A 19,507-nucleotide genomic window follows, 5' to 3' on the forward strand; every position below is an offset into this window, starting at 1 on the left:
ATATGCGCCGTTACGTCGGGACAGAAAGTGCAAGATCGCGGAGCGGGGTCAGGCTGGGCTCGGCGATCATGGAGTTGTGGTGCCTGGTTTGGCGTTCTGCGGGCGCTTTGTCGCCCACCACAACTCCTTGATCGGCGAGGCAGTACCGGTTGACGAACAGCCTAGAGCTGGCGCACGTCCAGTCAGGACGCGACCGTGCGGATCTCCGTTCGGTTGGGGACGACGCGGTGGCGGCGGACCGGGTACAGCACCGGGTGCGCGATGCTCCACGCGGCGCCCGCGCAGACGAACTCCTTGTACCGGGCTGCCAGCTTCCCGGTGAGCTGGGCCGGCCTGGCCCGGTCGTCGGCGGTCACGTACTGGATGATGCCGTCGCGGCGGCCGAGGCTGATGCACTGGTTGAAGTAGCGCAGCGGGGCCTTCGGGAACTTCGCCCGACCGGTCAGCCGGGCGGCGATGGCGTCGGCGGCCTGCCAGGCCATCGGAATGCCCGAGGCGCAGGACATCCGCAGTGGCTTGCCGCCCGGTCTTGCGGCGATCGCGGCGTCGCCCACCGCGTACACCTCGGGGTGTGAGACCGACCGCATGCTGGAGTCGACGATGATCTGCCCGGTGTCCGCGACCGCCAGGGTCGTGGCGGCGGCGATGGGGTGCACGGCGAAGCCGGTCGTCCACACCGTCACCTGGGCCGGGATCTCCCGACCGTCGCGGGTGACAGCACCGGCCGCCTCGACCCGCTCGATGTCGCTGTGCTCGTGCACTGTGATGCCGAGCCGGTCGCAGACGCCGCGCAGGTGCTGCTGCGCCTTGCCGTTGAGCCAGTCGCCGAGACCCCCGCGGGCGGCGAGTGCGACCTCGAGGTCCGGCCGGGTCTCGGCGATCTCGGTGACCGCTTCGAGGCCGGTGAGGCCACCGCCGACGACGAGCACTGTCCCGCCGGCCGCGAGGTGGGCGAGGCGGTCGCGCAACCGCAGCGCCGAGGGCCTGCCGGCGATGTCGTACGCGTGCTCGGCGACCCCGGGGACGCCGTGGTCGGCGGTGACGCTGCCGAGGGCGTAGACGAGCGTGTCGTACGCGATCTCGTCGGTGCCGTTGTCGTCGGCGAGCGCGACGGTCCGGCGATCGGTGTCGACGGCGGTGACCCGCGCCCGCAGAGGCTTGACGCCGGTGCCGGCGTAGACCTTGCTCAGTGGGCGTGGTGTGAGGTCCTGTCCGGTGGCGAGTTGGTGCATGCGGACCCGCTCGACGAAATCCGCGTCGGCGTTGACGAGGGTGATCTCGGTGTCGTCCGGGTGCAGCCGCTTGGCGAGGCGCCCGGCGGCCATGGCTCCGGCGTAACCCGCTCCGAGGACGACGATGCGGTGCTTCATGGTGGCACTCCTGTCTCGGTGGTGGTCGCTTCCTGAACCGGACAGCGACGCGATTCCTGACAGGTCGCAGCTATGACCTGGGTCACCAGCTGTCGATCTGACTCGCCCGTGCGAGGGAGGCGCTCATGCGTGCGGGGGAGGCGCCGGGCGGTGGCAAGATCGCCGGGCGGAGCGATGTCCGCGCGGCGGCGAAACGGCAGGCTCAATCACGTCGAACACCCGACGTGAACGCCTCCCAAGGAGTCACCACAATGCAGTTTCGCCCCGCATTCATCGCCGCCCCGGTCCTGGTCATGGGCTACGGCATCGTCCGTCTGATCGACGGCCTGGACGGTGTTCGCGGTCCCGGCCCGGCCTGGACCATCGGGCACCTCGCGTTCCTCGGCGCCCTCGTCGCGTTCATCTCGGTGTTCTGGCAGATGCGCGGCATGGCTGGCGGCCGGAACGTCGCGACGGTGAGCGCCACGGCCGGAACAGTCGGAGCACTGGCGCTGATCACCCAGTTCTCGATCGACCTCGTCGCCGGCTTCCTGGCCAGCGACAACTACGGCATGAGCATGGTCATCCACGACGTGCGGACCCTGCCCGGCATCTCGCAGCTGGCCTACGACTTCGGGCCCTACGCCTTCTATCTCGGCCAGCTCGCGCTGGTCGTCCTGCTCGCCGTGCAGCGCCGGGTCAAGCTGTGGACGCCGATCCTGGTGCTGGCCGACCTCGCCACGCCGTTCATCGACAAGGACCTGATCCCGCTGGGCTCGGCCCTGCTGCTGGTCTCCTTCCTTCCGTTGGCCCGGGGCGCCGCCGCCACCCCCACGCAGCCGGTGCCCGCCCTCGCCTGAGCGGCGAGTCCCGCGCCGATCCCCCCACCACCGGGGGGATCGGGTGCCGATGGGGGAGGAGGTCAGGGGCTGTGAATACTGTCGCGATGTCGCTTGCCCGCCTCGTGCGCACCACCAATCCGTACGTGGTGGACGCGGCGATCACCGCGTTCGTCCTGGTCGCGGTGTCAGTGCCGTTCGTGCTTCCCGCACCGGGTGGCGAGCCAGGGCCGCTGGGCTACCTGCTGACCGCCGGTACGGCGATCCCGCTGATCTGGCGCCGACGGGTGCCGCTCACCGTCCTGCTGGTCGTGGCACTGGCCACTATCGCCGGCAAAGCAGCGGACGCTCCGGGGCAGCCACTCGCGTACGGCGGGCTGATCGCCCTCTACACGGTCGCCGCGCTCGGTGGTCGCCGGCAGCGCTGGTGGGCACTCGCCGCGACCTTCCCGGGGGTGGCCGCAGGGGTGGCGTTCAACACCAACGGCGTCAGCGAGTACTTCTACACCTTCCTGGTCTTCTTCACCGCGTACGTGCTGGGTCGGCTCGGCGCTGCCCGGCAGGAGCGCGCGACCGCCCTGGAGGACCGGGCCCTCCGGGCCGAACGTGAGCGCGAGTTCGAGGCCGACCGGGCCGCCGTCCGCGAGCGGGCCCGGATCGCCCGGGAGATGCACGACGTGCTGTCCCACGCGGTGAGCCTCATGATCGTGCAGGCCGAGGCCGGGCCGGTCGCGGTACGCACCGCACCGGACCGGGCCGAGGCGGCGTTCGACGCGATCGCCGCCGCCGGCCGGGACGCCATGGTGCAGCTGCGCGGCATGCTCGGCCTGCTGCGCTCCGAGCCCGGGCCGCGCAGCCCACAGCCCACCCTGGCCCAACTGCGGTCGCTGATCGACGGTGTTCCGGTGGCCGGCCTGCGGGTGACCGGGGAGCCGCGCCCGGTGTCGGCCGACGTGGAGTTGGCCGCGTACCGGATCGTGCAGGAGGCCCTCACCAATGCGCTCAAGCACGCGGCGGCCAGCACTGTCGACGTACACCTCGGCTGGTCGCCCGATGCCCTCACTGTCACAGTGACCGACGACGGCGCGGGAACCGGCGGCCCGGGCGGCGGCCACGGTCTCGTCGGCATCCGGGAACGCGCGATCGCCTGCGGGGGTACGGCGAGGGCCGAACCGGCGGCAGGCGGACGCGGGTTCACCGTCGAGGCTCGGCTACCGTTCCCGGCGTGACGATTCGGGTGGTGATCGCAGACGACCAGGAGCTCGTCCGCAGCGGATTCTCCATGATCCTCGACGCCCAGCCGGACATAACAGTCGTCGCCGACGTCGGTGACGGAGCCGCGGCCGTGGCCGCCGTCCGGGAGCACCAGCCGGAGGTGACGCTCCTGGACATCCGCATGCCGACGATGGACGGCATCGAGGCCGCCCGCCGCATCTGCGCGGAGAGCGCCAGTCGGGTGATCATGCTGACCACCTTCGACCAGGACGACTACGTCTACGAGGCGCTCTACGCCGGCGCCAGCGGCTTCCTGCTCAAGGACGTACGCCGCGACGACCTCGTCCACGCCGTGCGGGTCGTTGCCGCCGGTGACTCGCTGCTGGCCCCGTCGGTGACCCGGCAGATCATCTCGGACATCACCGGCCGCCACCGGACCGGATCGCCCCGGTCGGCCACCACGCCCGACGCCCGCCTCGACGTGCTCACCACCCGCGAACGGGAGACCCTGCACCTGCTCGGCCGCGGCCTCGCCAACGCGGAGATCGCCAAGACCCTGGTGGTCAGCGAGCACACGGTGAAGACCCACGTCAGCAACGTGCTGACCAAACTCGGCCTCCGCGACCGCACCCAGGCCGTGATCTGCGCCTACGAGACCGGCCTGATCACCGCCGGCGAGAACTGAGCGGCTGCACCGCAGGTCACCAGACGCGGAGGATGGGCTCCTCGTGCTCCGAGGCGGACCACTGCCGGGTGGCGCGGACGAGCTTGTCGGGGTTGACCTGGTTGTGGATGGCCGCGACACCCTCGGGCGTCACCTCCATCGACATCACACCGATGACCCGGTCGTCGATCACGACCACCACCGCCGGAGCGCCGTTGGCGGTGGTGACGTACACGGCCGGGCTGCCACCGACCAGGTCCCGTTTGACGTCGGCGGGCCTGAACAGGCCACGCAGGAACTTCGCCACCGCCAGGGCGCCGACGATCGGCGCGGCCCGAGCCGGGATCTTGCCGCCACCGTCGGCGGTGCTCGTCGCATCGTCGGTCAGCAACTCCACCAGCCGCTGGATCTCGCCGTTGTTGGCCGCCGTGAGGAACTCCGCGACGATCTTCCGCGCGGCGGCCTGGTCGACCTCCGCGCGGGCCCGTTCGGCGCTGACGTGCTGCTTGGCACGCCGGTAGGTCTGCTGGCAGTTCGACTCGGTGACGCCGAGGATCTGGGCGATCTCGCCGTGCGCGTAGCCGAAGGCCTCCCGCAGCACGTACACCGCGCGTTCGTTGGGCGACAACCGCTCCAGCAGGGTGAGCACCGCCATCGAGACCGATTCGCGCTGCTCGGCGGTGTCGAGTGGGCCGAGCATCCGGTCCCCGGCGAGGACCGGCTCGGGCAGCCAGGTGCCCACATAGGTCTCCCGCCGGGCCCGCGCCGAGGTCAGCTGGTTGAGGCACACGTTCGTGAGGACCTTCGTCAGCCACGCCTGGGGCGTCTGGACGTGCTCCCGGTCGGCGCTCTGCCAGCGCAGGAAGGTGTCCTGAACGGCGTCCTCCGCGTCGCTGGCCGAGCCCAGCAGGCGATAGGCGATCGCCTCCAGGCGGGCCCTGGAGTGCTCGAACACCTCGACCTCGTCCGGACGGAGCGGCATGACTAGACAGTATCCAGGCGCATGACGAACGGCTCAGGGTCGGCTCGTGCTCGGGCCGGAAACCCGGCTCGGCTCCCGCCGGCTCCTGTGGAAGATCAGCCCGGCCAGCAGCAGCACGAGCGCCAGCGGCACCAGCACGGGAGCAAGGGCCGCCCAGATCGGCCACGCCGGCTCCGTCAACCCATTCGTCATCAGGCCCTGCCAGGTGAGGACGACGCCCGGGAGGAGGACGATCGTCACCAGCGTGAGAACCAGTCGGGGTGCGGGTGGACGTTGCCGACCCGCCAGCCAGAACAGCGCAGCCCCGGCCGCGGCACCCAGGACGGCGGTAATGAGGGTGACGGTGACGTAGCCGTCGGGCGCGGCCGGCGCGAACCTCAGGACCGACCCTCGGTCCATCTGAGTGAACGTGGCCGTCAGCCCGTCGCGTTCGGCCCGCCAGCCATCGCATGGCGTGCCCGCGACCCGATGACTGCCCTGCCAACCCAGTTCTGTGGCGTTGCGCCGTACCGACTCCGAGTGCGTGCAGTCGGAAGCCGCGTCGTAGTGGATTTCCAGGAACGGCGAGCCGAAGTCGTCAGGGGCCAGGACACCGTAGAGGTAGTTGTTCCCGGCGCTCGAGCCGAAGGTTGCGGTGCCGGGGAGCAACTCCGCGGCCATGGTCTGTGCCTGGGCGGAGTTGACTGGCGCGGTGCCGCGACCGGCGTACCAGGAGCCGAGGCTCAGGCCGGCAGTGCCGAACAGTGCCGCGCCGAGCAGGACCATCGCGACCTGCCGTAGTCGATCTCTCACCGGTGGATCCCTTCCGTGGTGTGGGGGAGCGTAGCCAAGGCGAACCAACTCTGGCTGCCCCCGCGAGAGGGACCGGGCGGGCGCGGTGGTCGTACCCTTGCCGCGGTGACGTCCGATTCGTTGCGCCGAGCCCTCACCGCACCCGCGGACCCGCCGCTACGGCCCCTGCCCGACCGGGTCGTCGCCCTGCTGGTGACACTGCACGCGCCGCCGCGCCTCGCCGCGCACCTGCGGGCCGTGCACGACGTCGCCGCACAGCTCACCGACGCGATGGCGCACCGGTTCCCGCAACTCCCGTTCGACAGCGAGGCGGTGCTCTTCGGCGCCGCCACTCACGACATCGGCAAGGTCCGGCACCCGGAGGAGTTGTCCGGGCCCGGCTCCGCGCACGAGCCCGCCGGTTACGAGCTGCTGCTCCAGCACGGCGTCGCCGAATCGTCGGCCCGGTTCGCGCGCGACCACGCGTCCTGGCACCGGGACGGCATCGACGTCGACGACCTGCTGGTCAGCGTGGCCGACAAGGTGTGGAAGGGAAAGCGGGTAACCGACCTGGAAGAGCTGCTGGTGGACCGGCTGGCCGACGTCACCGGTCGCGAACGCTGGTCGGTCTTCCTCGACCTGGACGACATCCTCGACCAGATCGCCGTCGACGCGGACCGCCGACTCGCCTTCCAGGCAACCCATCCGGTGCGGGGCTGACCGCGGTCAGCGGCCCGCCGGACCGGCTCCAACCGTTCCGCGCGGTGGGGGCACGGTTGCCGCCTCGTCGTGCGGTGCCGACCGGCGGCGGGACGTGGCCACCACCACGGCGGTCAGGCAGATCGCCGCGGCGGCCACGAGCGGGGGGCGGGCACCGAGGTGGACGGCCGCGGCGCCGAGCGGGATCGCGACGACGAGCGGTCCGAACATCGCGGTGTTGGCCGTCGCGGAGACCCGTCCCAGCAGTGCCGACGGCGTGTGGGTCTGCACGGCGGTCACCGCGGCGACCAGGGTCCAGGGCAGCCCGACGCCGGCCACCACCGCCCCGACGACAGTGGCCGGCCACCACGGCAGGCAGCGCGCCAGGCAGCCGATCGCGAACAGCGCCGTTCCGGCGACACCGACGGCACCGGCACCTCGTGCCGCGATGAGCCGGCCGACGATCAGGCCACCGAGAAGGGAACCGGTCCCCTGCGCGCTGGCCAGCACACCCAGGAACGTCGTTGGCAGGCGCAGCTCGGTCACGACGATCGCGTAGATTCCCGCCGTCGTGAAGCCGGACATGGCGATCGACACCGCGGCGAGCACGACCGGCAGACGTGTCGCTCGCTGTCCGAACAGGACCACCAGTCCGGTACGCGGGCCGCCGCCGCGTTCCGTGCGCCGGTCGGTCGGCGTCCGGTTCAGGCGAAGGAACGCGTACAGGGTGGCGACCAGGGCGGGCATGGCCGCGCTGAGGACGGCGACAGCGTGGCCGCCCCGCCACGCGTAGAGGCCGGCCCCGGCCAGGGGAGCGACGAGCTTCATGCCCTCCTGCGCGCTGGAGCGCCACCCGTTGACGTCGCCGAGTTCGGTCGGCGCGAGCGCCGACGGCAGCAGCGCCGTCTCGCCGGCGTCGATCAGCACGTAGCTGACGCCGTAGGCGCACGAGACGGCGAAGATGAGCCACGTCTGCCCCGGCCCGCGCACCGCGAGCAGTGCCAGCAGGGCGGCGGCCAACATGAGGTTGACGGCGATGACCAGCGGCCGCCGGGGTGCCCGGTCGAGCAGACCGCCCAGCCACGGGCCGGCGAGCACCGGGGCGTACACACAGAGCCCGGCGAGGGCGGCGAGGCTGGTGGAGCCGCTGAGGTCCAGGATCCAGATGCCGGCGACCAGGGACATGGCGCTGCTGCCGAAGCCGGACAGCAGGGAGATCGCCACGAACAGGCCCGCGTTGCGACGCATGAGCACTCCGAGGTGAGTCGAGGTGACTCATATCCTCAAGCTTGAGCAGAACGCAGGCAATGCCGCTGCGCATCGTCAACGATTCGTTGACAGGGCGATGTCGATCTTCACCGCGGCGGTCCGGGCGGGCGGGGGCAGTCGCTCACCCGCTTCGACGAGGTCGGTGGCGAGGTGCACTGCCAACGCGTGCAACGAGCCCGGGGCGGCGTCCAGTGCGGCGTCCACGGTGCTCCGCACGAGTGCCGCTCGACGGAATCGGTTGTCCCACCGCTGATCGGCGCCGATCCACCGGCCGAGGTCGGCCACCGCCGCCCGCAACGCCGTGATCTGCGAAGGCAACCGGAGGTCGAGCTGCTGCCGCCGCGACCACCGCGCCGCCACCAGCCGCTGTCGACGCTGCTCGGCGGCCTGCCGGCTGCCGAGGCCGAGTGCCGTCGCGATCTGGGCCCACGTCGCACCGTCGTGGCGCGCGCGGTCGATGGTCTCCAGCTCCTGCTCGTCCAGGCGGGCGCGGGTAGCGCGAACCTCTGCCAGCCGAGCCAGCTCCGACGTCATCTGTCAACGTTACATTGACACCGTCGGGGCCGCGGCGGTGATCGTCAGGGCTGGGCGGACCATGAACACGTCCACCGGATCCTCGGTGTCGACTGTGAAGCCGTTCCGCTCGTACAGCCGCCGGGCCGGGCTGCCCCGCAGCACGTTCAGCCGCACCAGCGTGCCGGCGCTGTCGCACCGGTCCAGCAACTCGCGCAGCACTGCCGTGCCGATGCCACTGCCCTGTAGCCGCGGGGCCAGGTAGAAGTGCTCCAGCCAGTGGGCGTCCGCGCCGGGCCGCAGCGCCACGCAGCCGGCGAACGCGCCGCCCACCTCGACAACCCAGGTGTACGCCGGTGCGAAACCGTCCCGCAGGCGCTGCCGCACCCGCTGTTCGTCGTATCGCCCGAGCCGCTCCAGATCGGCCCGCAGCACCACAGCCCGCAACTCGGCCACCGCGTCGACGTCCGCCGCCGAGGCCGGCCGAAGTTCCCAGTCCGCCATGATCAATAAGTTATCGCGGCCCGGCGCCCTGCTGTTGGCGCAGCCCCGCGACGAGGAGTTCGACAATGCGACGCGCGTCGTAGCGGGGTTCGCCGGCGCCGATGCAGAGATTGCCGACGCCGCGCAGCAGCTCGAAGGCCGTCACGTCGGGGCGGATCTCGCCGGCCGCGGCAGCGGCGTCGAGCAGTTGGGCGCACACCGGCACGAGGCGGTCCAGGAAGTAGGCGTGCAGCGTCTCGAAGGCCACGTTGTCGGACTGAAGCGCCTCGGCGAGGCCGTGCTTCGTGACCAGGAAGTCGACGAAGAGGTTGATCCACTGGGCGAGGGCGGCGTGCGGTGTACTGCTGTCGGCCAGCAGGGTCGGGCCCGCCTCCGCGCACGCCTCGACCTGGTGCCGGTAGACGGCGACGATGAGATCGGCGCGGGTCGGGAAGTGGCGGTAGATGGTGCCCACACCGACGCCGGCCCGGGCGGCGATGTCCCGTACGGGCGCGTCCACGCCCGAGGACACGAAGGCCGAGGCGGCGGCGTCCAGCAGCGTGGCCTCGTTGCGCCGGGCGTCGGCCCGCTTCCGTGGGGTAGGCCTCCCTGATCCGCTGTCGATGTCGGTCACCGCGCCGTTACCCCCGTCACTTGGCAAACGGAACGTTGTTCCGTATCGTTCTTAACGGAACGTGGTTCCACTTACTTCAGGATGCCAGAGCGAGTGGGCCAGTGTCACCTCACCCTTTCGTGGAGGAACAGCCATGCAGTACCGCACCCTGGGGCGCACCGGCGTCCAGGTCAGCACCCTCGTGCTCGGCGCGATGAACTTCGGCAAACTGGGTCACACCACCCAGGGCGAGACGACGGCGATCGTCGACGCCGCGCTGGACGCCGGAATCAACCTGATCGACACCGCCGACATGTACAGCCAGGGCGAGTCGGAGCAACTGGTCGGCAAGGCCATCGCCGGCCGCCGCGACGACATCGTGCTGGCCACCAAGGCCGGCATGCCGATGGGCGACGAGCGCAATCAGCGGGGCGCCTCGCGCCGCTGGCTGGTCACCGAGTTGGACAACAGCCTGCGCCGCCTCGGCGTCGACCACGTCGACCTCTACCAGATCCACCGGTGGGACCGAACCACCAGCGACGAGGAGACCCTGTCGGCGCTGACCGACCTGCAACGGGCCGGAAAGATCCGCTACTTCGGCTCCTCGACCTTCCCCGCGTACCGCATCGTGCAGGCCGAGTGGGCCGCGCGGGAGCACCGCCTGAGCCGTTACGTCACCGAGCAGCCCAGCTACTCGATCCTGCAACGGGGAATCGAGGCCCACGTCCTGCCCGTGACCGAGCAGTACGGGCTCGGCGTGCTCGCCTGGAGCCCGCTCGCCTCGGGCTGGCTCTCCGGTGCGGTCCGCGCCGGCCGGGAGATCACCACCAGCCGTTCGGCGCTCCTGCCCGCCCGCTTCGACCTCAGCATCCCGGCCAACCAGGCCCGGCTCGACGCCGTCGAGCAGCTGGCCACTGTCGCCGACGAGGCGGGGCTCACCCTGATCCAGCTCGCCCTCGGGTTCGTCACCGCGCACCCGGCCGTTACCAGCGCGATCATCGGCCCCCGCACCATCGACCACCTGCACGCCCAGCTCGCCGCTGCGGACACCGTGCTCCCGAGCGACGTGCTCGACGCGATCGACGCGATCGTCGCACCCGGGGTCGACCTCGCCGCGGCCGAAAAGTTCGACACCCCGCCAGCCCTGCTCGACCCGGCGCAGCGGCGTCGTTGAGCATTCGGATGCGGTGGTCCGCGCCGCTGGTCACCTAGGATGTGACTCATGAGCGCTGAGGCTGTCGGCATGCACATGCCCGCCGTTGTGACGCTCGACGATGTGGCAGCGATGAACGCCGCCGACCCGAACGGTCACCGCTACGAGACCAGCCCCGAGGGGGTCCTGTCGGTCATGCCGCCGCCCGATTCGGAACATGCCATGATCGCCAGTCGCCTCTTCGCCTGGTTGATCGTGGCGGGTTGGCCCGCCGAGCAGGTGCTTCAGGCAGTCGGTGTGCGCATCTCCGGACCGGACGGTGACGGTGGCCGCATCCCCGATGTGAGCGTCTGGCGTAAGCCACCGTCCCGCAGCGTCTGGGCCGCGGTTGCCGACGTCGTACTCGTCGTGGAGATCGTCTCGCCGGGCTCGGAGGCGATGGACTCCGTGACCAAGGTCCGCGAGTACGCGTCGGCGGGGATCCCGCAGTACTGGGTGGTCGATCGGGACGGCGCGCAGACGGTCACCCTGCACCGGCTGAGCGGGGACGGCAGCTACGAGACGCGGGCGCGGATGCCGCTGGCCTGGCTGCTCCAGACCGCCCCCGCCGACCATCTCGACTGAACACCAGCATCGACAGCCCTGGCCTGTCGTATCGTTCCGGCATGACGCAGCCGGTGTGGGCGAACGGTGACGCGTACGAGGCGTACGTGGGTCGGTGGAGCCGCCTGGTCGCTGTGGAGTTCCTGCGCGGGTTGGCAGTGCCGCCGGGGCGGCACTGGCTCGATGTGGGCTGCGGCACCGGGGCGCTGACCTCGACGATCCTCACCCACGACGATCCCGTCGGGATAACCGGCGTCGACCCGTCGGAGGGTTTCGTCGCTGTCGCGCGTACCCGGGTCACCGACCCCCGGGCGGCCTTCCAGGTCGGTGACGCCCGGGCGTTGCCGCTGTCCGATCGTGTCGCGGACGTGGTGGTCAGCGGATTGACGCTCAACTTCGTGCCGGAGCCCGCGCGGGCGGTGGCGGAGTTCGCCCGGGTGGTCCGGCCGGCCGGGGCGGTGGCCGCCTACGTCTGGGACTACGCCGAGGGAATGGCGATGATGCGGCACTTCTGGGCCGCCGCCGCACAGCTCGACACGGCCTCGTCGAAGCTGGACGAAGGGAACCGCACCACTGTGTGTCAGCCCGACGCGCTCCGCGCGCTGTGGGAGGGGGCCGGGTTGCGGGACGTGTCGGTCTGGCCGGTCGACGTACCGACGACCTTCACCGACTTCGCCGACTACTGGACACCGTTCCTCGGCGGTCAGGGGTCCGCGCCGGGATACGTCGCGACGTTGGCCGAATCCGACCGGGCCGCACTGCGGGAGTTGCTGGCGACCCGGCTGCCGATCGAGCCGGACGGGTCGATCCGACTCACCGCGCGGGCCTGGGCCGTGCGGGGCACGCCGCCCGAGTAGCCGTCGCGCCGGGCTCTTCCCGGCCCTTGTCGCAATTCGGACAAGACGGTAAAGCCCCTGGTAGAGCACCCTTGGGGCAGGTGGAGGTAGACGGGTGGCGGGCCACATCCCGATCCTCCGGACCGGCGGGGACAACATCGTCCGCGCCGGTGCCGCCCTCACCCAGCCCGGCCTCGAAGCCGCGGCGGTCACGGCACAGCCGCCGTGCCGATCGCGCGTACGACAGGACGTGGCTGTCACCGACACCCCTGCGGGCGCCCGCAGCGGTGCCTCCGCCCATCGGGACAAGGACGTCAGCACCGCCGGCAGTCAGGCAACGCCGCTCGCCGGTAGTGCCTGCCGTCCCCGTGCCCCGCCGGCCTTTCGCACTGTGGACCCCGCCGGGTCCGACGTCGCTGAACCGCGCGCCGGAGCCCTGGCGACCGAGCCAGAAAGGGCCCGACATGGCCGCTCCCACTGCAACCGCAGCCCTGAACGCATCCGTCTTCGCGCCGGGTGACCAGATGCTGCTGACCGTCACCTACTCAGACGCCGACACCAAACCGCTGACCGTCACCATCGTGGTCACCGACGCGCAGGGCAACAGCAGCGCGCCGGTCAAGGTCACGGCGGTCATCGACCCGCTCACAGTGACCGTCACCGACAACTCCGGGCGTACCTGGACCCGGGTCTCCGACAACGGCTCCGTGGCCGTGTATCGGTCGGTGGCGTGATGGCCCGGGTAACCGTCCAGGTCCGCGACGCCGCCGGCAACACCGCGACGGCCACCGCCGACTACAGCCTGGGCCAACCCGTGCTCGGCGGCTACTACCTGTCCGGCGGCGCCGACCCGACCGCCGACATGGCCGGCGGCAACTTCCGGTCGCTCACCCAGTACCGCAGCTTCGCCGACGGCTACATCTTCCCCGGCTACAACCGGCCCTGGCTGGTCAGCCTGGGCAAGGCCGGGGTGCAGATGAACATGGTCCTGGAGTTGAAGCACTACGGCGCTCCGAACAGCGGACAACAGAGCTTCGCGGTGGACGGCACCAGCTACACGGTGCCGGCGCCGACGATGACCATCCAGCAGCGACCCGGCGCGACCTGGCCGAAGGCGTACGGGTACGGCCAGGTGCTCAAGGGGCAGTGCGACGGGTTGTTCGCCCGCGCCCTGTCGCAGTACCGGACGCTCGGCTTCGGGGTGAACATCCAGCTCGCCTCGGAGTTGGACACCGACCACGAGTTCGGCACCACCGAGGACGGCAAGGCGTACACCTGGGCCGAGTCGGACGCTCGGGCGGTGCAGGCGATGACCTACATCCTGACGTGGTTCAAGGCGCGGACGCTGCCGGCCGGGACGACCTTCTCGGTGGGACTGGGCGGCTTCGACCGGGCCTGCTTCCAGCGCACCCACCCGGAGTCGCTGATGTCCCGCCTTGACTATCTCCAGTGGAACGCGTACGGCACCAACGCCAGCCACACCGCGCTGGCCCGGTTTCGTCGGACCAAGGACTGGGCGGTGGCCGATCTCGGCCCGGTGGCGCTGTCCCGACCCGTGATCATCGCCGAATGGGGTGTCAGGTCGGCCGAGATCCCGGACCAGGCGGCCTGGATCGCCACGGTGCCGGCGGCGATCGCCCAGCTCAACGCGGAGCGTGGGCCAAGGATCGTGCGCACCAACTACTTCAACTCCGGGTGGGGCACCCTGACGCCGAAGGCGGTCGGGCTGGCAGCGCTCCGCGAGGCGTACGCCAAGCGGCCGTACGTCTGACCGGGTTCCGGCGGCTCCGGGCTCCGGGGCCGCCGGGACCGCACCGGTCAGCCCTCACCGAGCCGTTCGGCGTACGCGTCGCGCAGCTCGGGCCAGCCGAAGTCCCTGGCCTCCGCGCCACGGATCGGGCCGACCGGGTCGCCGTCGAGCAACCGGTCGGCCACGTCGAGGCAGAGGTGCCAGCCGGCCGCGACCATCGGCAGCATGCCCCGGTCGGCGACTGTGTGCCGCACGATGAGCCGGGTGCCGCTGCCCAGCGGGCTCAGCTCCCAGCGCAGCAGGTCGTCGCCCCAGGTGTACTCCAGCAGGTGCGGCGGCTCGGCCCGGCGTACCGTCGCCGGGTCCTCCTGGGTGGTCTCGCCGTCGATGAGGGTGAGCACGGCCGCGCCGGCGGTGCCGAGATCGCGGTCGGCGAGGAACGGCGCCCATTGCGCGAGCTGGGCCGGGTCGGTCAGTGCCGCCCAGACGGTGGCCGGCGGATGCCGCAGGTCGCGGACGAAGACCAGTGTCGCGCCGCCGTCGGTGGGCTCGGCGCGCACGTCGGCGGGTGGGCTCGGGCGGAACGCGTCGCGGTCCATTCACTGCTCCTGACTGTCGAGGTGCCGTTCCAGGGCGTCCAGGTGTCGGACCCAGAGCCGCCGGTACGGGTCGAGCCAGCCGTCGACGTCCCGCAGCGGGCCGGAGTCGAGGCGGTAGATCCGCTGTCGGGCGGCCGTCCGGCAGGTGACGAAGCCGGCGTCGCGTAGCACCCGCAGGTGTTTGGAGACGGCTGGCTGGCTGACCCCGAGCCCGTCGACCAGCTCGCCGACGCTGCGTTCGGCGTCGAGGAGCTGATCGAGGATCCGGCGCCGGGTGGGCTCGGCGAGGACGGTGAAGGCGTCGGTGGACACCTACCCAATATGCCTCTTGCGTTATATGACTGTCAAAGCATACGACTACCGTTGCCGTCCCGGCGCGGCACCGCCGGTCGGCTCCCTATGCTCGGATCATGGAACTTCGGATCTTCACCGAGCCCCAGCAGGGCGCCAGCTACGACCAGTTGCTCGCCGTCGCCCGCTGCGCCGAGGACGCCGGCTACGGCGCGTTCTTCCGGTCCGACCACTACCTGATGATGGGCGACGTGAGCGGCGAGCCCGGCCCCACCGACGCGTGGACCACGCTCGCCGGCCTGGCCCGGGAGACCAGCCGCATCCGGCTCGGCACGCTGATGACCGCCGCCACCTTCCGGCTGCCCGGCCCGCTGGCGATCACAGTGGCGCAGGTCGACCAGATGAGCGGCGGCCGGGTGGAGCTGGGCATCGGCACCGGCTGGTACGCCGAGGAGCACAGCGCGTACGGCATCCCGTTCCCGCCGCTGGGCGAGCGGTTCGACCGGCTGGAGGAGCAGCTCGCCGTCATCACCGGGCTCTGGTCCACGCCGGCGGGGGAGCGGTTCGACCACGACGGCCGGTACTACCCGGTCCGTGACTCACCCGCCCTGCCCAAGCCCGTGCAGCAGCCGCGTCCACCGATCCTGCTCGGCGGGACGGGCCCGAAGCGCACCCCTCGGCTGGCCGCCCGCTACGCGGACGAGTTCAACCTGCCGTTCGCCTCGGTGCCGGACACCGCGGCGCAGTTCGACCGGGTCCGCGAAGCCTGCGTCGAGATCGGCCGGGACCCGGCCGGAATGGTCTGGTCCAACGCCCTGGTGCTCTGCTGCGGGCGCGACGACGCCGAGGTGGCCCGTCGGGCCGCCGCCATCGGCCGCGAACCGGACGAACTGCGGGCCAACGGCCTGGCCGGGACTCCCGCTGAGGTGCTGGACACCATCGGCCGGTACGCGGAGATCGGCAGCGAGCGGCTCTACCTCCAGGTGCTGGACCTCAGCGACCTGGAGCACCTGGAGCTGGTCGCCAGCGAGGTGATGGCGAAGCTCTGAGTCGGCAGCGCCTCCGGGGTCAGGCCCGGTGGGCGCCCGTCCCCACCGCGTCCGGGTCGCCCAGCACGGTGTCCAGCCGCCCGTCGCCGTCACTGTCCACATAGGTGATGTCCGGGATCCCGTCACCGTCCACGTCGATTTGGACGACGTCGGCGACGCCGTCGCCGTCGAGGTCGGTGACCACCTCCACCGAGCCGTCCAGGTGACGGGTCACGATCGACTGTGCGCCGGGGGCGCGCGGTGGCGGGCCGGGTGCCGGCACCGGCGTCGGGGCGGGCGCGGGCGCCGGTGTGGGCCGAGGACCGGGCGTGGGCGACGGGTGGCTCGGCAATCCGCCGGCCGGCGGCGCGCTGGCCTGCTCGACCTCAATGCCGGTGGGGTCCAGCTCCTCCTCGGAGGGGAACACGTCGCCCCGCAGGGCCGGATCACGGTAGCTGCTCATGGGCGTAGGGTTCCCCGACGATGACGAGAACAACCGTGCCCGATCGACCGGTGTCCTCGGTGCCCGGTCTGGTGGAAGATCCGGGAACCGACGCCACGGTCATGAACGGGGGTCCGAGCGTGGAACTGCGCCGGAATCGGGGGTCCCGTGCGCTCGCCTCGGTGTGCGTACTCGGTGGAGTGCTCTTGTTGGTCTATCCCAGCGACGGCGCCCTGCTACGGACGATCGTCGCGGTGGGGGCGATCGCGCTCGGCGCGGTGGCGCTGGTCAGCGCGTTGCGGCCGTTCCGGTTCAGGATCCACTCGGAAGGGCTCAGCATCCGGCGGCCCGGCCTGCGTCGGGAGATCGGGTGGGCCGACGTGGACGTGCTGGTCCTCGACGAGCCGCCGCGACGCGACGGCTACCCGAAACCGCCGCTACTGCTGCTGGTGCCGGTGCAGGCTGTGCCGCGTGAGCTGGTGACCGCCCGCCACCCGCTCGACGGCCGGGCGGCCGTCGAGTTGCTCGTCCTCGACCAGGTCCGTGAGCAGCCCGAGCAGGTGTCCGCAGCGCTCACCCGCTACGCCGGAGACCGGTTCGTCGACCTGCTCGCGCTGCGTCGCGCCGCCTTCGACGCCCCGGAGCTCCCGGTCGGCCTGCGTGGCTACCAGATGGACCGGGTCGACCGGTTGATCCGGCGCGGCCAGGACGCGCTGATGTCCGGGGACGCGTCGGCCCGGCAGGCGGCCCGGGGAGAGATCGAACGCGCCACCACCGCCGGTCTGCCGATCGCCCAGCGTGGCTACAACACGTTCCAGACGGATACCGTTCTGGGCGCCCTCGTCGCCGCGTTGGCCGACCACCAGAGCACCGATCGGGAGACCGCCACATGACCGCGCAGGGACCGCAGGCCGCGCCGATCATCGACGTTCCGCGCCGCAACTGGGCCGGCAACGTGCGGTACGCCGCGAAGGCGTTCCACAGCCCCACCTCCGTCGACGAACTGCGCCGCCTCGTCGCCGGCAGCAGCCGGATCCGGGCGGTGGGCAGCGGGCACTCCTTCAACCGTTTCGGCGACACCGACGGTGACCTGGTCAGCCTCGCCGGGCTGCCCCCGGTCGTCGAGGTGGACCACGAGCGCGGGCAGGTCACAGTGAGCGGCGCGCTGCGCTACGGCGACGTCGCCCGACAGCTGCACACCCAGGGGTACGCGCTGGCGAACCTCGCCTCGCTGCCGCACATCTCGGTGGCCGGCGCGGTGGCCACCGCCACCCACGGCTCCGGCCAGACCCACGGCAACCTGGCCAGCGCGGTCGCCGGCCTGGAACTGGTCACCGCCGACGGCGATCTGCTCCGGGTCGATCGTGACACCGAGACGTTCGCCGGCATGGTGGTCGGGCTCGGCGCGCTCGGCCTGGTCACCCGCGTGACCCTGGACGTCGTGCCGACCTTCGCGCTGCGCCAGTACGTACGCCTCGACCTCGAGCGGACGGCGTTGGACGAGGCGCTCGGCTCGGCCTACAGCGTGAGTGTCTTCACCGACTTCCGTACGCCCCGGCTGCGCGAGGTGTGGCGCAAGCAGTTGGCCGACGAGCAGCCACCCCCGGCGGACTGGCTGGGCACCACTGCCGCGGACCAGCCCCGGCACCCGGTGCTCGGGATGCCGGCGGAGAACTGCACCCCGCAGCTCGGCGAACCGGGCCCGTGGCACGAGCGCCTGCCGCACTTCAAGCTCGGCTTCACCCCGAGCAGCGGCGACGAACTGCAATCCGAGTACCACGTCGGGCGTGCGGATGCGGCTGACGCGCTCGCCGCGCTGGACGACGTGGCGGACCTGATCGCCCCGGTGCTGCTGGTGTCCGAGCTGCGGACGGTGGCAGCCGACGAGCTGTGGCTCAGCCCGAACTACCGGCGGGACAGCTTCGTGCTGCACTTCACCTGGATCGAGGACACCGCGGCGGTGCTGCCCGTGGTGGCCGCCGTGGAGGAGCGGCTGGCGCCCTTCGCGCCCCGCCCGCACTGGGGCAAGGTCTTCGTCACCGACCCGGCCGAGCTGTCCGCCCGCTACCCGAGGTACGCCGACTTCGCCGCGCTCCTGGCCGACCTGGACCCGAAGGGCACGTTCCGCACCGACGTCCTGGACCGCTACTTCCCCCGGTGACCCAGTCGGTGCCATAGCGCTGTGGCATGGGGCGGCTGGGATTGGTGGGGTGGAATACCCCGCCCACACACTGACATCTGTCGATGAACTCCATCGGCCGGTCCCCGTCCCCGGGACCGTCGGCTCCACCCCTCGGAGCGAGACATGCAACCCGTACCCGCCATCACCCCCGAACCAGTCGCCCGCCGCCCCCGTCGCGGTCTGCGGTGGGCGCTCGCCCTGGCCGTGCTCGGCACCGGACTGGGCGCAGCACCGGCCGCCCACGCCGCCGCCAGCCCGTACGAGCGCGGGCCGGCCCCCACCGTGGCCAGCATCGAAGCCAGCCGGGGCGCGTTCGCCATCGCCCAGAGCACCGTCGCGGCCTCCAGCGTCAGCGGTTTCCGGGGCGGAACGATCTACTACCCGACCAGCACCGCCGAGGGCACCTTCGGCGCGGTGGCGATCTCACCCGGCTACACGGCCACCCAGTCCAGCGTGGCCTGGCTGGGGCCGCGCCTCGCCTCGCAGGGCTTCGTGGTGATCACGATCGACACGTTGTCCCGCTACGACCAACCGGCCAGCCGGGGCACGCAGCTGCTGGCAGCCCTGGACTACCTCGCCAACACCAGCGGCGTGCGTACCCGGATCGACCGCAACCGGCTCGCCGTGATGGGGCACTCGATGGGCGGCGGCGGCAGCCTCTCGGCGGCGAACTCACGACCGCAGTTGCAGGCCGCGATCCCGCTGACCGGCTGGCACACAGTCAAGAACTGGTCCGGCGTACGGGTGCCGACGCTGGTGATCGGCGCCGAGAACGACTCGGTGGCACCGGTGTCATCGCACTCGGAGCCCTTCTACACCAGCCTGCCGTCCACGCTGGACAAGGCGTACCTGGAACTCAACAACGCCAGCCACTCCGCGCCCACCTCGACGAACGTGACGGTCGCCAAGTACAGCATCTCCTGGCTGAAGCGCTTCGTGGACGACGACACCCGCTACGACCAGTTCCTCTGCCCCGCACCCTCCGCCTCGACAACCATCCAGGAGTACCGCAACACCTGCCCCCACTCCTGACCCACGCCCCCTGCCCCGCCCCCGCCCCCGGCCCCCGCCTCGGTTGATCATGAAGTTATTGCCACTCGGCGCGGGGTGGTTTCTAAGGTTCAGTGCAACTGATCTTGGTTGTGCTGGGGGGTGTTGGTGGCCAGGCCGGGTGTGTTGACGTTCGGGCATCGGCAGGTGTTGGAGCATCTGTGGGGTGCGGGTCG

23 protein-coding genes are annotated in these 19,507 nt (G+C 71.4%); 13 read left to right on the plus strand and 10 right to left on the minus strand.

Features of this window, described 5'->3' with window-relative positions; genetic code table 11:
• Positions 1 to 182 precede the first annotated feature (182 nt).
• Complete coding sequence (locus NIE79_RS11860; RefSeq protein ID WP_238678592.1) at positions 183 to 1,370, minus strand: NAD(P)/FAD-dependent oxidoreductase; 1,188 nt, start codon at positions 1,368 to 1,370, stop codon at positions 183 to 185.
• Positions 1,371 to 1,621: 251 nt separating this feature from the next.
• Here NIE79_RS11860 and NIE79_RS11865 point away from each other — a divergent pair, with 251 nt between their 5' ends.
• The 3 genes from NIE79_RS11865 (at position 1,622) to NIE79_RS11875 (ending at position 4,088) form a co-directional block, all read left to right on the plus strand.
• A complete protein-coding gene (locus NIE79_RS11865) occupies positions 1,622 to 2,209 on the plus strand; it encodes a hypothetical protein (RefSeq protein ID WP_238678593.1) in 588 nt (195 codons plus the stop codon).
• Positions 2,210 to 2,295: 86 nt separating this feature from the next.
• Complete coding sequence (locus NIE79_RS11870) at positions 2,296 to 3,417, plus strand: sensor histidine kinase (protein ID WP_238678594.1); 1,122 nt, start codon at positions 2,296 to 2,298, stop codon at positions 3,415 to 3,417.
• Between the two features lie 53 nt (positions 3,418 to 3,470).
• Entirely contained in the window at positions 3,471 to 4,088 is a 618-nt protein-coding gene (locus NIE79_RS11875) for a response regulator (protein WP_238678621.1), read from the plus strand.
• A gap of 16 nt (positions 4,089 to 4,104) precedes the next feature.
• On the opposite strand, the gene NIE79_RS11880 is transcribed toward NIE79_RS11875, so the two are convergent.
• Both NIE79_RS11880 and NIE79_RS11885 read right to left on the minus strand, forming a co-directional pair.
• Positions 4,105 to 5,049, minus strand: coding sequence for an RNA polymerase sigma-70 factor (locus tag NIE79_RS11880; protein ID WP_238678595.1), 945 nt, complete (start codon positions 5,047 to 5,049; stop codon positions 4,105 to 4,107).
• A gap of 33 nt (positions 5,050 to 5,082) precedes the next feature.
• Entirely contained in the window at positions 5,083 to 5,841 is a 759-nt protein-coding gene (locus tag NIE79_RS11885) for a hypothetical protein (protein WP_238678596.1), read from the minus strand.
• Positions 5,842 to 5,946: 105 nt separating this feature from the next.
• Here NIE79_RS11885 and NIE79_RS11890 point away from each other — a divergent pair, with 105 nt between their 5' ends.
• Complete coding sequence (locus NIE79_RS11890; RefSeq protein WP_238678597.1) at positions 5,947 to 6,540, plus strand: HD domain-containing protein; 594 nt, start codon at positions 5,947 to 5,949, stop codon at positions 6,538 to 6,540.
• Between the two features lie 6 nt (positions 6,541 to 6,546).
• On the opposite strand, the gene NIE79_RS11895 is transcribed toward NIE79_RS11890, so the two are convergent.
• The 4 genes from NIE79_RS11895 to NIE79_RS11910 form a co-directional block, all read right to left on the minus strand.
• Entirely contained in the window at positions 6,547 to 7,767 is a 1,221-nt protein-coding gene (locus tag NIE79_RS11895) for an MFS transporter (protein WP_238678598.1), read from the minus strand.
• Positions 7,768 to 7,842: 75 nt separating this feature from the next.
• Complete coding sequence (locus NIE79_RS11900; RefSeq protein WP_238678599.1) at positions 7,843 to 8,322, minus strand: hypothetical protein; 480 nt, start codon at positions 8,320 to 8,322, stop codon at positions 7,843 to 7,845.
• A 9-nt stretch (positions 8,323 to 8,331) separates the two neighbouring features.
• On the minus strand, positions 8,332 to 8,805 hold the full coding sequence (locus NIE79_RS11905) for a GNAT family N-acetyltransferase (protein WP_238678600.1): 474 nt from the start codon (positions 8,803 to 8,805) through the stop codon (positions 8,332 to 8,334).
• Positions 8,806 to 8,815: 10 nt separating this feature from the next.
• On the minus strand, positions 8,816 to 9,409 hold the full coding sequence (locus NIE79_RS11910; RefSeq protein WP_238678622.1) for a TetR/AcrR family transcriptional regulator: 594 nt from the start codon (positions 9,407 to 9,409) through the stop codon (positions 8,816 to 8,818).
• Between the two features lie 142 nt (positions 9,410 to 9,551).
• On the opposite strand from NIE79_RS11910, the gene NIE79_RS11915 reads away from it, so the two are divergent.
• The 5 genes from NIE79_RS11915 to NIE79_RS11935 all read left to right on the plus strand — a co-directional run bounded on the left by NIE79_RS11915 (position 9,552) and on the right by NIE79_RS11935 (position 13,760).
• Positions 9,552 to 10,571 carry an aldo/keto reductase gene (locus NIE79_RS11915; RefSeq protein WP_238678601.1) on the plus strand — a complete coding sequence of 340 codons (1,020 nt, stop codon included), beginning with the start codon at positions 9,552 to 9,554 and terminating at the stop codon, positions 10,569 to 10,571.
• A 48-nt stretch (positions 10,572 to 10,619) separates the two neighbouring features.
• A complete protein-coding gene (locus NIE79_RS11920) occupies positions 10,620 to 11,174 on the plus strand; it encodes a Uma2 family endonuclease (RefSeq protein ID WP_238678602.1) in 555 nt (184 codons plus the stop codon).
• A gap of 41 nt (positions 11,175 to 11,215) precedes the next feature.
• The gene (locus tag NIE79_RS11925) at positions 11,216 to 12,010 is read left to right on the plus strand and encodes a class I SAM-dependent methyltransferase (protein ID WP_238678603.1); all 795 of its coding nucleotides are present in this window, start codon (positions 11,216 to 11,218) and stop codon (positions 12,008 to 12,010) included.
• Positions 12,011 to 12,453: 443 nt separating this feature from the next.
• Complete coding sequence (locus tag NIE79_RS11930) at positions 12,454 to 12,723, plus strand: hypothetical protein (RefSeq protein ID WP_124859437.1); 270 nt, start codon at positions 12,454 to 12,456, stop codon at positions 12,721 to 12,723.
• Positions 12,723 to 13,760 (plus strand): hypothetical protein, encoded by a 1,038-nt coding sequence (locus NIE79_RS11935; protein WP_238678604.1) that lies wholly within the window; start codon positions 12,723 to 12,725, stop codon positions 13,758 to 13,760. Before NIE79_RS11930 ends, NIE79_RS11935 begins: the two co-directional genes overlap by 1 nt.
• A 47-nt stretch (positions 13,761 to 13,807) precedes the next feature.
• On the opposite strand, the gene NIE79_RS11940 is transcribed toward NIE79_RS11935, so the two are convergent.
• A complete protein-coding gene (locus NIE79_RS11940) occupies positions 13,808 to 14,338 on the minus strand; it encodes an SRPBCC family protein (protein WP_238678605.1) in 531 nt (176 codons plus the stop codon).
• Positions 14,339 to 14,650 carry an ArsR/SmtB family transcription factor gene (locus NIE79_RS11945; protein ID WP_238678606.1) on the minus strand — a complete coding sequence of 104 codons (312 nt, stop codon included), beginning with the start codon at positions 14,648 to 14,650 and terminating at the stop codon, positions 14,339 to 14,341.
• Positions 14,651 to 14,748: 98 nt separating this feature from the next.
• On the opposite strand from NIE79_RS11945, the gene NIE79_RS11950 reads away from it, so the two are divergent.
• Entirely contained in the window at positions 14,749 to 15,678 is a 930-nt protein-coding gene (locus tag NIE79_RS11950; RefSeq protein WP_238678607.1) for an LLM class F420-dependent oxidoreductase, read from the plus strand.
• A gap of 19 nt (positions 15,679 to 15,697) precedes the next feature.
• On the opposite strand, the gene NIE79_RS11955 is transcribed toward NIE79_RS11950, so the two are convergent.
• Complete coding sequence (locus tag NIE79_RS11955; protein WP_238678608.1) at positions 15,698 to 16,120, minus strand: hypothetical protein; 423 nt, start codon at positions 16,118 to 16,120, stop codon at positions 15,698 to 15,700.
• A 20-nt stretch (positions 16,121 to 16,140) separates the two neighbouring features.
• Here NIE79_RS11955 and NIE79_RS11960 point away from each other — a divergent pair, with 20 nt between their 5' ends.
• The 3 genes from NIE79_RS11960 to bdeA all read left to right on the plus strand — a co-directional run bounded on the left by NIE79_RS11960 (position 16,141) and on the right by bdeA (position 19,313).
• Positions 16,141 to 16,992 (plus strand): hypothetical protein, encoded by an 852-nt coding sequence (locus NIE79_RS11960; RefSeq protein WP_238678609.1) that lies wholly within the window; start codon positions 16,141 to 16,143, stop codon positions 16,990 to 16,992.
• Entirely contained in the window at positions 16,989 to 18,260 is a 1,272-nt protein-coding gene (locus NIE79_RS11965) for an FAD-binding protein (RefSeq protein WP_238678610.1), read from the plus strand. The genes NIE79_RS11960 and NIE79_RS11965 overlap by 4 nt, the downstream gene beginning before the upstream one ends.
• Before the next feature lie 144 nt (positions 18,261 to 18,404).
• Entirely contained in the window at positions 18,405 to 19,313 is a 909-nt protein-coding gene (gene bdeA / locus NIE79_RS11970; RefSeq protein WP_238678611.1) for a bis(hydroxyethyl) terephthalate hydrolase, read from the plus strand.
• Positions 19,314 to 19,507: the final 194 nt, after the last annotated feature.

This window comes from Micromonospora trifolii (assembly GCF_022229005.1).
Lineage (GTDB): Bacteria > Actinomycetota > Actinomycetes > Mycobacteriales > Micromonosporaceae > Micromonospora > Micromonospora trifolii.

Bases quoted from the DNA above. Each gene is read 5' to 3' on its own strand.
- NIE79_RS11940 (WP_238678605.1), bottom strand. From the start codon at position 14,338: ATGGACCGCGACGCGTTCCGCCCGAGCCCACCCGCCGACGTGCGCGCC.
- NIE79_RS11875 (WP_238678621.1), top strand. From the start codon at position 3,471: ATGATCCTCGACGCCCAGCCGGACATAACAGTCGTCGCCGACGTCGGT.
- NIE79_RS11900 (WP_238678599.1), bottom strand. From the start codon at position 8,322: ATGACGTCGGAGCTGGCTCGGCTGGCAGAGGTTCGCGCTACCCGCGCC.
- NIE79_RS11905 (WP_238678600.1), bottom strand. From the start codon at position 8,805: ATGGCGGACTGGGAACTTCGGCCGGCCTCGGCGGCGGACGTCGACGCG.
- NIE79_RS11955 (WP_238678608.1), bottom strand. From the start codon at position 16,120: ATGAGCAGCTACCGTGATCCGGCCCTGCGGGGCGACGTGTTCCCCTCC.
- NIE79_RS11950 (WP_238678607.1), top strand. From the start codon at position 14,749: ATGGAACTTCGGATCTTCACCGAGCCCCAGCAGGGCGCCAGCTACGAC.
- NIE79_RS11965 (WP_238678610.1), top strand. From the start codon at position 16,989: ATGACCGCGCAGGGACCGCAGGCCGCGCCGATCATCGACGTTCCGCGC.
- NIE79_RS11865 (WP_238678593.1), top strand. From the start codon at position 1,622: ATGCAGTTTCGCCCCGCATTCATCGCCGCCCCGGTCCTGGTCATGGGC.
- NIE79_RS11925 (WP_238678603.1), top strand. From the start codon at position 11,216: ATGACGCAGCCGGTGTGGGCGAACGGTGACGCGTACGAGGCGTACGTG.
- NIE79_RS11860 (WP_238678592.1), bottom strand. From the start codon at position 1,370: ATGAAGCACCGCATCGTCGTCCTCGGAGCGGGTTACGCCGGAGCCATG.
- NIE79_RS11880 (WP_238678595.1), bottom strand. From the start codon at position 5,049: ATGCCGCTCCGTCCGGACGAGGTCGAGGTGTTCGAGCACTCCAGGGCC.
- NIE79_RS11895 (WP_238678598.1), bottom strand. From the start codon at position 7,767: ATGCGTCGCAACGCGGGCCTGTTCGTGGCGATCTCCCTGCTGTCCGGC.
- NIE79_RS11920 (WP_238678602.1), top strand. From the start codon at position 10,620: ATGAGCGCTGAGGCTGTCGGCATGCACATGCCCGCCGTTGTGACGCTC.
- NIE79_RS11870 (WP_238678594.1), top strand. From the start codon at position 2,296: ATGTCGCTTGCCCGCCTCGTGCGCACCACCAATCCGTACGTGGTGGAC.
- NIE79_RS11935 (WP_238678604.1), top strand. From the start codon at position 12,723: ATGGCCCGGGTAACCGTCCAGGTCCGCGACGCCGCCGGCAACACCGCG.
- NIE79_RS11960 (WP_238678609.1), top strand. From the start codon at position 16,141: ATGACGAGAACAACCGTGCCCGATCGACCGGTGTCCTCGGTGCCCGGT.
- bdeA (WP_238678611.1), top strand. From the start codon at position 18,405: ATGCAACCCGTACCCGCCATCACCCCCGAACCAGTCGCCCGCCGCCCC.
- NIE79_RS11915 (WP_238678601.1), top strand. From the start codon at position 9,552: ATGCAGTACCGCACCCTGGGGCGCACCGGCGTCCAGGTCAGCACCCTC.
- NIE79_RS11930 (WP_124859437.1), top strand. From the start codon at position 12,454: ATGGCCGCTCCCACTGCAACCGCAGCCCTGAACGCATCCGTCTTCGCG.